This window comes from Streptomyces sp. NPDC013317 (assembly GCF_055563155.1).
Genome location: NZ_JBVHDX010000001.1, coordinates 301657 through 315720, shown reverse-complemented (window position 1 = coordinate 315720; position 14064 = coordinate 301657). Strand labels below are relative to the sequence as shown.

Here is a 14064-nt window from a genome sequence, read left to right as displayed (position 1 = left end):
GGGGCCGTCCTGCTGCGAGCCCCTGTTACGCGTGGATCTGCCGGTGGCTGCGGATGAGCTCCGCATAGCGCCGGCCGCTCGTCTTCATGGTCCGCTTCTGGGTGGCGTAGTCGACGTGGACGAGCCCGAAACGCTTGTCGTAGCCGTAGGCCCACTCGAAGTTGTCGAGCAGCGACCAGGCGTAGTAGCCGGCCAGCGGGGCACCCTTGCGGATGGCTCGGGCGCAGGCCTCCAGGTGCTCCTCGAAGTACGCGGTCCGCTCGGGGTCGTGGACCTCGCCGTCGGGGGCGACGGTGTCGGGGAAGGCGGAGCCGTTCTCGGTGACGTACAGCTTCTGGATGCCGTAGTCCTCGGTCAGGCGCAGCAGAAGGGCTTCGAGGCCGCTGCCGTCGATCTGCCAGTCCATGCCCGTGCGGGGCACGTCGGTCAGTCGTACCTCGCGGGCGTACGGAACGGGGCCCGACGGGTCGCCCGTGACGGTGACCGGGAAGTAGTAGTTGAGGCCGTGCCAGTCGAGCGGCGCGGCGATGATCTCCGCGTCACCCGCCCGCTCCGGGAGATCCACGCCGTACAGCTCGCGCATGTCGACGGGGAAGCCCCGACCGTACACCGGATCGAGCCACCAGCGATTGGTGTGGCCGTCCATGCGCAGTGCCGCCGCGATGTCCGCGGGGTCGTCCGAGGCCGCCGTCACGGTGCTGTGGTTGGTGACGATGCCGACCTGCGCGTCGGGAGAGGCGGCGCGGATGGCCCGGGCGGCCAGCCCGTGACCGAGCAGGAGGTGGTAGGAGGCGTGGACGGCGGCGGTCAGATCGGTGAGCCCAGGGGCCATCCGGCCCTCCAGGTGGCCGATCCAGCCGGAGCAGAGCGGCTCGTTGAGGGTGGCCCACTGTCTGACCCGGTCCCCGAGGCGTTCCGCGACGACGGAGGCGTAGGCCGCGAAGTGCTCGGCGGTCTCCCGCACGGTCCAGCCGCCGCGGTCCTGCAGTGCCTGGGGCAGGTCCCAGTGGTAGAGCGTGACCGACGGCGTGATCCCGGCGGCGAGCAGGGCGTCGATGAGCCGGTCGTAGAAGTCGAGGCCGACGGCGTTGACCGCTCCGCTGCCGTCGGGGATGACGCGGGGCCAGGCGATGGACAGGCGGTAGGTGTCGACGCCGAGCCGCTGCATGAGCGAGACGTCCTCGGGCCAGCGGTGGTAGTGGTCGCAGGCCTGGTCGCCGTGGTCGTCGTTGTCGACCTTGCCAGGAGTATGGGAGAACGTGTCCCAGATGGAGGGTCCTCGGCCGTCCTCGTCGACGGCGCCCTCGATCTGGTAGGCGGATGTGGCGGTGCCCCAGGCGAAGTCGCGGGGGAACGCGCCGAGGTCTATGGAGTCGGACACGGAGAACCTCTCGGTGATCAGCTGCAGAAAAGGGTTACTTGACGGCGCCGGCGGTCAGCCCGGCGACGAGGTAGCGCTGGAGGAGCAGGAAGCCGGCGACGACGGGCAGGCTCACCACGAGGGAGGCGGCCATCACCTGGTTCCAGTACACGTCGTTCTGGGTGGAGTAGCCCTGGAGTCCCACGGCGAGGGTGCGGGTGGTGTCGTTGGTCATGACGGAGGCGAAGAGGACCTCGCCCCAGGCCGTCATGAACGCGTACACGGCGACGGCGACGATGCCGGGGATCGCTGCCGGGACGATGACCCGGAAGAGGGCGCCGAGCGGGCCGCAGCCGTCGACCTTGGCGGCCTCGTCGAGCTCGCGGGGCACCGAGTCGAAGTACCCGATGAGCATCCAGATGGAGAAGGGCAGGGAGAAGGTGAGGTACGTGATGATCAGCCCGACGCGCGAGCCGAACAGGGCGATGCCCGTGGCGTTGCCGATGTTCACGTAGATGAGGAACAGCGGCAGCAGGAAGAGGATGCCGGGGAACATCTGCGTCGACAGCACGGTCACCGTGAAGACCCGCTTGCCGCGGAAGCTGTAGCGGCTCACCGCGTAGGCGGCGAAGACCGCGATCACCACCGAACAGACCGTCGCGGCGCCGGCCACGATCAGCGAGTTGACGAAGTAGTCGGCGAGCGGGACGGTCTCCCAGATGTCGAAGTACGGCCGGATCGTGAGTCCCGAAGGGATCCACTGGAACTTTCCCGACACGTCCTCCAGCGGCTTCAGTGAGCTGGAGACCATGACGTACACCGGCAGGAGCACGAAGGCGGTCAGCAGCGTCAGGAAGATCCGCCGGCTCCAGAGGAACGACCGGGGCGCCGCCATCGGCGACCTGAAGTGCGCACGCTGAGAGTGGTCAGACATCGCTCGTCTTCCTTCCCCGGGAGGTGACCGCGAGGTAGACACCCGTCACGACGAGCAGGAACAGCAGCAGCAGGACCGACATGGCCGAGCCCGTGCCGAAGTTCCAGGTCTGGAACGAGGACTGGTAGATGTGCAGGGAGATCAGGTCGGCGGATTCGGGCGCCGCCTTGCCGAACAGCACGAACGGCGTGTTGAAGTCGTTGAACGACCACAGGAACAGCACCAGCACCAGCACCTGGTTGACCGGGCGAAGCGACGGCAGGGTGATCCGGCGGATCTGCTGCCACACCCCGGCACCGTCGAGGGCCGCGGCCTCGTACATCTCGCGGGGGATGTTCTGCAGCCCGGCCATCATGATGAGGAAGGCGAAGGGCCAGCCCTTCCAGACCGAGACGACGAGCAGGGTGATGAAGCTGTTCTCTCCGATCAGCCAGAACGGCGGGCTGTCGGTGAGGCCGAGCTGGTCGTGGATGACGTGGTTCACCAGGCCGTTGTCCCGCTGGAACATGAACGCCCAGGTGATGACCGCGGCGTAGACGGGCAGCGCGTACGGGACGAGGAAGAGCGTGCGCAGGAGGCCCCGGCCCTTGAACGTCTCTTGCATGAAGATCGCGGCGGTCGTGCCGAGCAGCCAGCACAGTCCGACGGAGGCCACCGTGAACAGGCACGTGGTGACGAACGAGCTCAGGAGCGCCTGGCCCACGGGGGCGTCGAAGTCGACGCTGAGGGCGTAGTTGTCCAGACCGGCCCAGGGCGCCGCGCTCCAGTCGCGCAGATAGAACTGGGTGAGCTCCTTGAAGCTGACGACGATGCCGATCAGCATCGGCACCAGGTGGACCAGGAGCTCCAGGAGGAGGGCGGGAAGCAGCAGTACGTACGGCAGGGAGATGCGGCGCAGCCGCCCGGAGCGGCGGGCGCGGGGCGCCGCTCCGGGAGGGGTCCTGCGCGCCGCCCGCCTGCCCGTGTCGGGAGTGACGGTGGTGGTCATGGAGGTGTCCGTGCTCACTTCTTCGGCATCTGCTGCTCGGCCTTCTCGAGCTTGGCCTTCACCGACTCGGTGGTCACCGGCCGGCCGGCCGCCGCCTCGGCGAAGAGCTCCTTGACCGCGGTGCCCACGACGGTCTCGAACTGCGACTCCTCGGGAACCTGCGGCAGGGCGGCGGCGCTGGTCGCGAGGGTGTCACGCAGGACGGCGAGGCCCGGGACGCCGAAGGCGGGGTCCTGCTGGGCGGACTTGACCGGGGGGATGGAGCCGTAGGCCTTGTTGAGGATCTTCTGCTCCTCGTCGCCGGTCATGAAGTTGACGAACTTCATGGCGCCGTCGATGTTCTTGGTGTTCTTGAAGACGCCCATGTTGATGCCGGCGACCATGGAGTTCGTGTTCTTGCCCTGGCCCGGGGTGCCGGACTGGACGGGGGCGGGGGCCACGCCCCACTCGTCCTCCTTCATGCCCTGCGAGGCGAAGGTGGCCGACGCGGTCTGCCACAGCACCATGGCGGTCTTGTCCTTGGCGAAGTCGCTCAGGGACTGGTTCTGGGCGTACTCCGCATTGCCGGGAGCGACGATCTTGTGCTCCGCCATCAGGTCGACGTACTGCTTGACCGCGGCGACGGCCTCGTCCGAGGTGAAGTCGGCCTTCCCTTCGGGCGTGAAGAAGTCGGCGCCGTGCTGCTTGCCGAGCACGAAGACCTGGTGGATGTTGTTCGACAGGTTGGAGCCCTCGACCCCGATGGCGGCCTTGCCGTTCTTGGTCAGCTTCTTGCCGGTGGCGACCAGCTCGTCCCAGGTGGCCGGCGGCTTCGCTATGCCGGCTTCGGCGAACATCTTCTTGTTGTAGTAGAGGGCGTACGCCATGGAGTAGAGCGGGACGGCCGCGGGGTCCTGGCCCGTTGCGCCGGTGGAGCCGAGTGCCGAGTCCACGAAGCGGTCCTTGCCGCCGATCTTCGCGAAGTTCGCCTCGTCCCACGGCAGCAGCGCGCCGCTGGCCTGCAGCGACGCACTCCAGGTGTTGCCGATGTTGAGGACGTCGGGGCCCTGGCCCGACGTGGTGGCGGTGAGGATCCGGTTGAGCAGGTCGCTCCAGGGCACGACCTCCAGCTTGACCTTGATGCCCGTCTGCTTCTCGAACTTGTCGAGCTCCGGCTGGAGGACCTTCTTGTCGACCTCGATGCTGGCGCCCTGGTTGGACGCCCAGTAGGTGAGCGTCTTGGGCTGCTCGTTGGAGCCGCCGCCGTTGGACCCGCCGCCGCACGCGGCGGCGGAGAGGACGAGAGAGAGGGTGACGGCGCCGACGGCTGCGGCTCTGACTCTGCGCATGGCTCCAGAGGCCTTTCGGGAAGGGGCGGGAAGCCGACTGCGGGAGGGGGCGGCGTCCGCAGCCACCCCGGCAACCCCACGGCTTAATTTAGGATGTGAGTTAAACCCCAAGCGAAGTGCTCGTCAAGACCGGTCACCGGGGTATGTTGCGACCAGAGACCTCAAGGACAGGGGGCACAGTGCGTGCACGCGGCGGCCGAACGGTACGTGACCTGCGACGGGAGAGCCGTGCGGCCATTTTGCAACGGTTGTATTTCGACGGGCCTTTGAGCCGCTTCTCGCTGGGCCCCGTCACGGGACTGAGCTCCGGATCCGTCAGCAACGTGGTGTCGGAGCTGATCGCCGAAGGCCTCGTGGAGGAGGCGGGCAGCGTCGACTCCAGAGGCGGGCGTCCACGGACGCTGCTGCGCATCAGCCCCCACAGCGGCTACGTGATCGGCGTGGATGTGGGCGAGACGCGGGTGCGGGTGGAACTCTTCGACCTCGCCCTCACCGAACTGGCACGCGCGGAGAAACCTCTCAGGCCGGGAGGGCCGCGCCGCAACGACCGATACGACGTCGACGTCGTCGTCGGACACCTCCTCGAAGGCATCACCGAGGTCCTTGACACGGCCGGCACACCCCCGGAACGCCTGCTCGGCGTCGGCATCGGTGTCCCCGGCATCGTGGCCCGCACCTCCGAGGACGGCGCCGTCGTGCACGGACAGACCATCGGCTGGGACGCGGTGCCACTGGAGCGGCTGCTGCGCGACGCCCGGCTGCTGCCACCGAGCGTCCCGTTCTACATCGACAACGGTGCCAAGACGCTCGGCCAGGCCGAGATGTGGTTCGGGGCCGGACGTGGCGCGCAGAGCGCCGTCGTGGTCCTGTTCGGCTCCGGCGTGGGGGCCTGCGTGGTCACCGACGACATGCGAACCGGCCGCGCGGTGGAATGGGGGCACCTCACCGTACGCGTCCGGGGACGCCGCTGCCGTTGCGGCGCCCAGGGCTGTCTCGAGGCGTACGCCGGTTCGGAGGCGCTCCTGGAACGCTGGGCGGAGGCGGGCGGTCGCCTGCCCGCCGGCGCCGACGAGGAGACGGCCCTCAGCGCGTTGCTCGCCGCTGCCCACCCCTCCCCCGGTCCCGACGGCGACGCGCCCGACCCCGACATGACGGCCCTGGCCGTGCTGGAGGAGACCGCCGAGTACCTCGGGGCCGGCTTCGCCGACCTCATCAACCTCTTCCAGCCCGAACGCATCCTCGTCGGCGGCTGGGCAGGCCTGCAACTCGGCACCCGTTTCCTGGAGTCGGTACGGACGTATGCCACCTCCTACGCCCTGGCCCATCCCGCCGCGCACGTCCGCATCGATCTCGGCACCTTCGGCCCGGACGCCGTGACCGTCGGGGCGGGAACCCTTCCTCTCGCCGACTTCTTCGCACGCGGCGGCCACCAGCGAACGATCGAAGCCGAGGAACCCCTCCCCGCATGGCAGAGAACACTGAGACAACGCGCGGTGCAGTGACCGGCAGAGGGATGCGAGGAGGCTGCTCCTCCAGATCGGGCAGCCCGTCGGGCGCCGGGCAGATCCTCCGCCCGGCGTGATCGAGCAGCGGTCGGCGTGATCACTGTCACTCAGGGAGCGCGGCAACACAGCAGCGGATCGCCGGTCGGCGAACCCGCCGTTTCTCGTGACCATCGACGTAGCCCGCAGGTGGCGGCGGTAGTCACGGTCACGGCGCATGGTCGAGCCGGTACTCATGGACACGTCCGAAAGTCGCGACGGCTCAGCATGTCGACGAGCTGGGCCCACAGAGAAGCCTCGAAGCCGGGACTGAACGGCCACAGGGCCGGCCGTCGCCGCCGTAGAGCCGGCACGGCGGCCGCACGACTGGGGACCGTTCGGCCCCAGCGAGATGCCTGCCTGTGAACCAGACTGTTGGTGTCGGATCCGGGAGGTCTACATGAATGCCCAGCCGAGCGCCCCCGCGACAGCCGAGCCTCTGTTGCTCGACGCGGCTCTGCCCGAGTTCCGGTTCTCCCGCCTGGAGTGCGCCGTGATCGCCGCCACGCCGGACGTCGTATACCGCGCAGCCCGAGATCTGGACATGCTCTCCGTCCACTCGCCGCTGTTCGATGCGGTCATGTGGGCGCGTGGGGTCCCGTCCCGAGTGCGCCGTCGGCCCGTGGTCACTCCGCCTTCGATGCGGGTGTCCGACCTGTTCGAAACCGCAGCGGGTGGTGTTCAGGGGAAACCTGAGGCCCAACCCTGGGTCGCGCTGGGAGAACGTTCGGGGCGCGAGATCGTCTTCGGCGCGGTCGGGAAGGTGTGGAAACCCACCATCGAGTGGCGCCGAGTCGAACCCGGTGACTTCGCGGGCTTCGATGAGCCCGGCTGGGCGAAGATGGCCGCCGCCTTCGTCGTCCACCCCTACGGGGCGCGGCGATCCCTCCTGACCTACGAAGCGCGCACCGGGTGCACCGACCCGGCGTCCACCACACGGTTCGGCCGCTACTGGACACTGGTTTCCCCGGGCGTCGGCGTCGTGCTGCGCGGGGCGCTGCGGACGATCGAAGCGGCCTCCGAGGCCGCAGAACGAAGCACCTGAGGAGATGAGACGTGATGCGTGCCGTGATCGTCTACGAGAGCCTCTTCGGCAACACACGCGAGGTCGCCGACGCGATCGGAGAGGGCGTGAAGGAAGCGCACCCGGACGCCGAGGTCGAATGCGTGGCGGTGGTCGACGCCCTGCCGGAGCGCATCGGTCCAACCGACCTGCTGGTCGTCGGCGGGCCGACCCATATGCGGGGCATGACCACGGGGATGAGCCGGAAGATGGGGCTGAAGGCCGAGGCGAAGGAAGCCGAGAACGACGAGCGTCCCTTCACCCCCGAGGCGGGCGCCGAGGGCCCCGGCGTCCGTGACTGGTTCCACGACACGCTTCCGAAGGCCCACACCGGTACCCACGCTGCCGCGGCCTTCGACACCCGGGCGGACATGCGCCTTGCGGGCGCCGCCGCCGGCGGCATCGCACGTCGGCTGCGCAGCCATGGGTACGAACTCGTCGCGGAACCGGAGGGATTCGTCATCGAGGACACCGAAGGGCCGCTGCGCGAGGGCGAGAGGGAGCGCGCCAGGGCGTGGGGCGCGGCCCTCCAAGTCGCTTGATCACCCAGCCGGGAAGCGCAGGCCGATCAGCACGCGGAAGGGACCATGCGGCCCTCCTCTCCCCGCGCACGACAAGGCCAGACTGGGAGTGAGCGCCGATCAGGAGGCACCGATGAGCACTCCCCACAACCCACGACCCACGACCGAGGCGGATACACCGACCGGTTTGGATCGTCCGTACCGGCACGGTCACTCTGGACGTCCGTGTCCACGGCAGACGGCCGGCCGTGGTCGACCACATCAGCGCCGGTGAACTGCTGTGCTGGTACCGGCTGTTCGAGCCGTACCGCTGGCACTTCGGAGCCGAAGCCATGACGCGGGTCAGAGCGGAGGAGTTCGACGCGGCGACCGTGCGCATGATGATGGACGCCGATCCGGGCTTCGGCCTCGCCCTGGACCACTTCGTCGGGCGGATACTCGCCCACCGTCTCTTCTCCGCCCGCGTGCGGCTGCATGACCTGTACGCCCCGCACGGGAGCGGCATACAGGCCCTCTCGCCCCCTGGGAGAACGTGATGCCCGCCTCGCGCTACACCGTCAGCGACGTCATGACCCACACCGCGGTCGCCATCGGGCGTGACGCTCCGTACAAGGAGATCGTCGCGCTCATGGACCAGTGGAAGGTGAGCGCCCTGCCCGTCCTGGAGGGGGAGGGGCGGGTGATCGGGGTCGTGTCGGAGGCCGACCTGCTGCCGAAGGAGGAGTTCCGCGCGGACGAACCCCGCCCGGACGAGTTCGCCGAGGCGGCGAAGGCCGGAGCGGTACGGGCCGGGGAGCTCATGTCCAGCCCGGCCGTCACCGTCCACCCGGAAGCGACGCTCGCCGAGGCGGCACGGATCATGGCGACGCGGAAGGTCAAGCGGCTGCCCGTGGTCAACGGCGTCGGCATGCTGGAGGGCGTGGTCAGCCGGAGCGATCTGCTGAAGGTGTTCCTCCGCACGGACACCGAGATCGAGGAGGACGTCCGCCGCTCCGTTCTCAGCGAGTCGGCTGCGCCGGCGGAACTGGACGTCACAGTGGCCGAGGGGGTGGCCACGGTCCGGGGTGAGCTCTCCGACCGGTCGCTGGTGCCGCTCCTGGCCCGGGCGGTGCGCGCGGTGGAGGGGGTCGTCGACGTCCGGATGGATCTCGCTCCTGCCCCGTGAGGCGTTCGATGACGGACAATCGTCCTGAGGGGCGTGCTACGTACGCGACCGACCACAGGGATCCACATGAACGATCGTCCGACAGCCACCGCACCCACACGGGTCTTCCTCGTGGACGATCACGAAATCGTCCGTCGGGGCCTTCGCGACCTGATCGACGACGAACCCGACATGGAGGTGGCCGGCGAGGCGTCGACGGCGGAGCAGGCACTGGCCAGGGGACCCGCGCTGCGGCCGGACGTCGCGGTTCTCGACGTCCGGCTGCCCGACGGCGACGGCATCTCCGTGTGCCGGGAGCTGCGCTCGCGGATGCCTGACGTGGCGTGCCTGATGCTGACGTCGTTCGACGACGAGGACGCGCTCCTCGACGCGATCATGGCCGGCGCCGCCGGGTACGTCCTCAAGCAGATCAAGGGTTCCGATCTGGTGTCGGCGGTACGGACCGTGGCCACGGGCCAGTCGATGCTCGACCCGGCCACCACCGCCCGGTTGATGCACTCGCTGCGCGATCCCGAGGCGGCGAAGCCGCCGGAGGACGAACGGCTCGCGGTGCTGTCCGAGAGGGAGCGATCGGTACTGGACCTCATCGGCGAGGGACTCACCAACCGGCAGATCGCCAAGCGGCTCTACCTCTCGGAGAAGACGGTCAAGAACCACATCTCTCGCCTGCTGGGCAAGCTCGGCGTGGAGCGCCGCGTCCAAGCGGCCGTCATCGCCGCGCAGGTCCACGATCACGACGCCGAGGAGACCTAGGACGCGCCTTCCCGCTCGGCAGGGAGCGGGATCCGCCACTCGAGGACCGTTCCGCTGCCCGGCGCACCCCGTGCGTGGACCGACAGGGTGCCCCCCAGCCGCTCGGCCCGCGCGGACAGGTTCTGTAGTCCGCTACGCCTCCCGCCATGCGGGATACCGACCCCGTCGTCGCTCACCGTCACCGCCAGCACTCCCTCTTCGGCCACGACCGACACCTCCGCCCTACGCGCCTGGGCGTGCCGTGCCACATTGGTGAGCGCTTCCCCGAGGACGGCGAGTACTTCCTCGGCCGCTTCGCCTGACACATCGGTGTCGAGCAGCCCTTCCATGCTCAGCGCGGGAGCGAATCCGAGTGTCGCGGCCGCCGCGTCCACGGCCTGGACCACGCGGTTTCGCAGTTTCGGGGCAATTCCGGGGGTGTCGTGTTCCCTCAGTCCGAAGATGGTCGATCGGATGATCTTGATGGTGGCGTCGAGATCGTCGATGGCTCGGGACAGTCGGTCCACGGCTTCTGGGTGCTCGACGAGGCGCCGGGCGCTCTGGAGCGTCATCCCGGTGGCGAACAGGCGCTGGATCGCCAGATCGTGCAGGTCGCGGGCGATCCGGTCACGATCCTCCAGAAGGCTCACCTGCTCGGCGTCCCGGCGGCGGTCGGCCAGTTCGAGCGCCAGCGCCGCCTGTCCCGCGAATCCGGGCAGAGGGGTGCTTTCGGCTGACGTGAAAGGAGGCCGTCCGTGGCGCCGGGCGAGGATCAGTACTCCGCTGAGGCGCTCTTTGGTGCCGACCGTGACGGCCACCGCCGGTCCGAGCCCCTTCCACCGTTCGGGTTGCACCGTGATGCGCGGCTCGTTCTCGACGTCGGGGACCATGACCAGGCCCTCCTGCGCGAGGGCGGCCTCGACCAGGGTGCCTTCGCTGCTGGGCAGGACCACGCCCCGGTGCGCCTCGGCCCCCTCGCCGCAGGCCCGTGAGCCACGCAGCTCGCCGCCCGCCCCCACCAGGTAGAAGACCCCCATGTCGGCAGCAGCGATGTCCACGGCCCGTTCCAGCATCCCGTCGAGTACCTGGGGCTCCTTGGCGCCGGAAAGCAGAGCGCTGGTCAGCTCGGAGTTCGCGGCCAGCCACCGCTGACGCAGTCGGCCCTCTTCGTAGAGGCGGGCGTTCTCGATGGCGATGCCGGCCGCGACCGACAGGGTCGTGACGACGGCCTCGTCCTCGGCGTCGAAGTCCGCCCCTCCGCGCTTCTCCGTGAGGTAGAGGTTGCCGAAGACCTCGTCACGGACCCGGATGGGGACTCCGAGGAAGGAGCGCATCGGCGGGTGGTGAGGTGGGAAGCCGTACGAGGCGGGATGGTCGGACAACTCGGAGAGGCGGAGCGGCTGGGGGTTGCGGATCAGTTCGCCGAGGATCCCGTGTCCCGAGGGCAGGTCGCCGATCTCCTCGCGCAGGTCGTCTCCGATCCCGACGGGAAGGAACTCGGAGAGTCTTTTGTCGTCACCGATGACGCCCAGGGCTCCGTACTCGGCGTCCACGAGGGTCACGGCCGCCTCCACGATGCCGTGCAGCACCTGGGGTAGGTCGAGTTCTCGGCCCACGGACATGACGGCTTCGAGCAGCCCGTTGAGCCGGTCCCTGGTGCCGCGCACCGCTTCGATGCGTACCTGGACCTCGTCGAGCAGCTCGTCGAGTCTGAGCCGTGGAAGCCTTCCGTCCGAGGGCTCGGATGCCTCGCGCCCCATCGACACCTCCGGCTGCGACGGACGCACGGTGTCCACCCCGCGCGCACTTTCACCGTAGTCCGGTGATGCCGTCTCTTCCTGTCGGCAGGGCGGGGTGGAACGCGGTCCGTAGCAGGCGTGCGGCCACGAAGCCGACAGGTGCGCAGACGAGAGCGATGCCGACGCTCGCCGGGTCAAGGGGCTCGGTCTCCAGGACCGAGCTCAGGAGGGGCACGTAGAGTGCCGCCGCGGCAAGCAGGGCGGAGGCGAGGACGGACAGCGGCAGGAACGGGTTCTCCTTGGTCAGGAGTCGTGTGCGCAGCCCCAGAACGACCCCGAGCTGCGCGGCGAGCAGGGCAAGGAAGAGGACGCTCTGCCAGCCGAGGTCCAGGGCCCGGGCGGCAAGTCCCGCGCCGAGGGACGCCGCCGTGACAACGGCCGCGAGAAGGAGCAGCCTCTGCCAGGCGCCACCACCGAGGATGTGCTGGTCAGGTGGGCGCGGGGGGCGGTGCATCGCTCCCGGGGACGCAGGCTCGGCACCCATCGCGACGCCCGTGAGACCGTGTGTCAGGAGGTTGATCCACAGGATCTGGCCCGCGCGAAGGGGCAGGGGAAGTCCCAGGAGCGGGCCGATGAGCATGACGAGGATCTCGGCCGCGCCGCCGGCCATGCCGTAGACGAGGAAGCGGCGGATGTTGTCGTAGACGCGTCTCCCCTCCTCGACGGCCGCCACGACGGTCGAGAGCTCGTCGTCGGTGAGGACGAGGTCCGCCGCCTGCCGCGCCACCTCCGTGCCTCGTGCGCCCATCGCGACGCCGATGTCGGCACGGCGCAGGGCCGGACCGTCGTTGACCCCGTCGCCGGTCATCGCCGTCACCGCTCCCCTGGCGCGCCACGCCTCCACGATGTCCAGTTTCTGCTGGGGGTCCGTGCGGGCGAAGACGCCCACGGAGGTGAGGTCGGCGATTCGTCCGGCTGCCACGTCCGCCCCGGTGACGACGTGTCCCTCCGTCTCGCCGTCGTCGCCCAGGAGTGCGACGTGGGACGCCACCGCGCGAGCCGTCGCCGGATGGTCGCCGGTGATGAGTACCGGGGTGATGCCCGCCGCACGACAGGAGGCGAGGGTGGCTGCCGCATGCGCCTTGGGCGGGTCGCTGAGCGCGACGAGCCCGAGCAGTGCCAGCCCCGACTCCGCCTCGGTGACCGGGCTCGGGAGGCCGTTCCGCATGCCCGATGCCACGGCGAGCACGCGGTATCCGCGAGCGGCCAGGACCGCGGCCTCGCGCCGGGCCGTGGCGAGCACCTTCGGAGGATCTCGCACGACGGCCGGGTCGAGGACGGCCTCAGGGGCGCCCTTCAGGCAGACGAGCACCCCGGTTCCTCTGGTCCTGTGGAGCGTGGTCATGCGTCTGCGGAGACTGTCGAAGGGTGCTTCTCCGATCCGAGGACGAGTCACCGACAGTTCCACCGGCTCCTGGCAGCCCGCCTTGGCCGCAGCCGTCAGCAGGGCGGCTTCCATGGGATCACCCAGAGCCGTCCAGCGGCCGTCGGAGGCCATGGCATCCGGTGGGCGCAGCGTGGCGTCGTTGCAGAGGGCGGTCACCGTCAGCAGCTCCCGCAGCGGCTCGAGCTCCTGCGCCTCCGCCCGCCTCCCTGCGACAAGGACCTCGCCCTCGGGCTCGTACCCCACGCCCGAGATCTCCGCGCTCACCCGTGGTGTCCAGACGCGCTGGACGACCATGCGCCCCTCGGTCAAGGTGCCGGTCTTGTCGGTGGCGAGGACGGACACGGAGCCGAGTGTCTCCACTGCGGGCAGCCGCCGCACCAGGGCGTGCCGGGCGACCATGCGGCGGGCTCCGAGCGCGAGGGCCAGGGTGACGACGGCGGGGAGGGATTCGGGGACCGCCGCCACGGCCAGGCTGATGGCGGTCACCGCCATCGTGCCGAGCGGAAGCCCCCGCACCAGGCCGAGGGCGAAGACCAGGACGCACAGGCCGAGCGTCACGGCCGCGAGGACGCGCCCGAGGGCGGCGAGTCGGCGCTGCAGCGGGGTCGGCTCGCGCCGTTCGTCGAGAAGGGCCGCGATGCGACCGAGGGCACTGGCGGCCCCTGTCGCCGTGACCACGGCCACGCCCCGGCCCCGGACGACGACCGTGCCCGCGCTCAGCGTCGCGCCGGCGTCCTTGTCGACGGGTACGGACTCCCCCGTGAGCGTGGACTCGTCCACCAGCACGGCGGACGCCGCGGCGAGCTCGGCGTCGGCGGCGACGATGTCGCCCTCGCCGACGAGAAGGACGTCCCCCAGGACGACCGCCGCCGCTGGGACGTCGCGGGCCGCGCCGTCGCGCCGCACTCGCGCGTGCGGGGCTGTGAGGGCGGAGAGGGCGGCGACGGCGTTGTCGGCACGGATCTCCTGCGCCACGCCGACGGCCGTGTTCACGAGGACGACCAGCCCGATGACGATCGCGTCGGGATGGTCACCGATCGCGAGGGTCAGCACGACCGCGCCGAGGAGCACCATGATCAGCGGGTCGGTCAGCTGGGCCAGGACCCGCTTGTGGAGTCGTACGGGCTTCCTCGCGGCCACCTCGTTGGGGCCCGTTTCGGCGAGCCTGCGCGCCGCCTCCGCCTGGGTGAGTCCCGTCGGCTCTCCCACCGGGGCGAGCGCTCGGTCTGCCGACGCGGTCATGGCC

Annotated in this window: 11 protein-coding genes and 1 pseudogene; 6 read left to right on the top strand and 6 right to left on the bottom strand. The window is 69.9% G+C overall.

The features are described from left to right. Nucleotides 1–25 precede the first annotated feature (25 nt). From ACZ3IJ_RS01350 to ACZ3IJ_RS01335, 4 genes are read right to left on the bottom strand one after another with little or no spacing between them, the layout of a single operon-like run. Entirely contained in the window at nucleotides 26–1381 is a 1356-nt protein-coding gene (locus ACZ3IJ_RS01350; RefSeq protein WP_467465573.1) for a GH1 family beta-glucosidase, read from the bottom strand. A gap of 34 nt (nucleotides 1382–1415) precedes the next feature. Continuing rightward, nucleotides 1416–2255 carry a carbohydrate ABC transporter permease gene (locus ACZ3IJ_RS01345; protein ID WP_467466251.1) on the bottom strand — a complete coding sequence of 280 codons (840 nt, stop codon included), beginning with the start codon at nucleotides 2253–2255 and terminating at the stop codon, nucleotides 1416–1418. A 31-nt stretch (nucleotides 2256–2286) separates the two neighbouring features. Continuing rightward, complete coding sequence (locus ACZ3IJ_RS01340; protein ID WP_467465572.1) at nucleotides 2287–3282, bottom strand: carbohydrate ABC transporter permease; 996 nt, start codon at nucleotides 3280–3282, stop codon at nucleotides 2287–2289. A 14-nt stretch (nucleotides 3283–3296) separates the two neighbouring features. After that, a complete protein-coding gene (locus tag ACZ3IJ_RS01335) occupies nucleotides 3297–4610 on the bottom strand; it encodes an ABC transporter substrate-binding protein (RefSeq protein WP_467465570.1) in 1314 nt (437 codons plus the stop codon). A 179-nt stretch (nucleotides 4611–4789) separates the two neighbouring features. On the opposite strand from ACZ3IJ_RS01335, the gene ACZ3IJ_RS01330 reads away from it, so the two are divergent. The 6 genes and pseudogenes from ACZ3IJ_RS01330 (at nucleotide 4790) to ACZ3IJ_RS01305 (ending at nucleotide 9653) form a co-directional block, all read left to right on the top strand. Further along, nucleotides 4790–6112, top strand: coding sequence for an ROK family protein (locus ACZ3IJ_RS01330; RefSeq protein ID WP_467465569.1), 1323 nt, complete (start codon nucleotides 4790–4792; stop codon nucleotides 6110–6112). A 439-nt stretch (nucleotides 6113–6551) separates the two neighbouring features. Further along, nucleotides 6552–7196: a hypothetical protein gene (locus tag ACZ3IJ_RS01325; RefSeq protein WP_467465567.1), complete on the top strand. Its 645-nt coding sequence runs from the start codon at nucleotides 6552–6554 to the stop codon at nucleotides 7194–7196. A 14-nt stretch (nucleotides 7197–7210) separates the two neighbouring features. Further along, complete coding sequence (locus tag ACZ3IJ_RS01320; RefSeq protein WP_467466249.1) at nucleotides 7211–7756, top strand: flavodoxin family protein; 546 nt, start codon at nucleotides 7211–7213, stop codon at nucleotides 7754–7756. Between the two features lie 167 nt (nucleotides 7757–7923). After that, nucleotides 7924–8271 (top strand): annotated as a pseudogene (locus ACZ3IJ_RS01315) (cyclic nucleotide-binding domain-containing protein); the annotation flags it as partial. Continuing rightward, on the top strand, nucleotides 8271–8900 hold the full coding sequence (locus tag ACZ3IJ_RS01310; protein ID WP_467465566.1) for a CBS domain-containing protein: 630 nt from the start codon (nucleotides 8271–8273) through the stop codon (nucleotides 8898–8900). The pseudogene ACZ3IJ_RS01315 and the gene ACZ3IJ_RS01310, both read left to right, overlap by 1 nt. Before the next feature lie 66 nt (nucleotides 8901–8966). Continuing rightward, entirely contained in the window at nucleotides 8967–9653 is a 687-nt protein-coding gene (locus ACZ3IJ_RS01305; protein WP_467465565.1) for a response regulator, read from the top strand. Here ACZ3IJ_RS01305 and ACZ3IJ_RS01300 read toward each other — a convergent pair. After that, complete coding sequence (locus ACZ3IJ_RS01300; RefSeq protein WP_467466248.1) at nucleotides 9650–11392, bottom strand: sensor histidine kinase; 1743 nt, start codon at nucleotides 11390–11392, stop codon at nucleotides 9650–9652. The genes ACZ3IJ_RS01305 and ACZ3IJ_RS01300 overlap by 4 nt on opposite strands. 49 nt (nucleotides 11393–11441) lie before the next feature. Beyond that, on the bottom strand, nucleotides 11442–14060 hold the full coding sequence (locus tag ACZ3IJ_RS01295; RefSeq protein WP_467465564.1) for a cation-translocating P-type ATPase: 2619 nt from the start codon (nucleotides 14058–14060) through the stop codon (nucleotides 11442–11444). Nucleotides 14061–14064: the final 4 nt, after the last annotated feature.

Coding starts and splice junctions, on each gene's coding strand:
- ACZ3IJ_RS01345 (WP_467466251.1), bottom strand. CDS start 2,255: ATGGCGGCGCCCCGGTCGTTCCTCTGGAGCCGGCGGATCTTCCTGACG.
- ACZ3IJ_RS01340 (WP_467465572.1), bottom strand. CDS start 3,282: ATGACCACCACCGTCACTCCCGACACGGGCAGGCGGGCGGCGCGCAGG.
- ACZ3IJ_RS01335 (WP_467465570.1), bottom strand. CDS start 4,610: ATGCGCAGAGTCAGAGCCGCAGCCGTCGGCGCCGTCACCCTCTCTCTC.
- ACZ3IJ_RS01325 (WP_467465567.1), top strand. CDS start 6,552: ATGAATGCCCAGCCGAGCGCCCCCGCGACAGCCGAGCCTCTGTTGCTC.
- ACZ3IJ_RS01320 (WP_467466249.1), top strand. CDS start 7,211: ATGCGTGCCGTGATCGTCTACGAGAGCCTCTTCGGCAACACACGCGAG.
- ACZ3IJ_RS01310 (WP_467465566.1), top strand. CDS start 8,271: ATGCCCGCCTCGCGCTACACCGTCAGCGACGTCATGACCCACACCGCG.
- ACZ3IJ_RS01305 (WP_467465565.1), top strand. CDS start 8,967: ATGAACGATCGTCCGACAGCCACCGCACCCACACGGGTCTTCCTCGTG.
- ACZ3IJ_RS01300 (WP_467466248.1), bottom strand. CDS start 11,392: ATGGGGCGCGAGGCATCCGAGCCCTCGGACGGAAGGCTTCCACGGCTC.
- ACZ3IJ_RS01295 (WP_467465564.1), bottom strand. CDS start 14,060: ATGACCGCGTCGGCAGACCGAGCGCTCGCCCCGGTGGGAGAGCCGACG.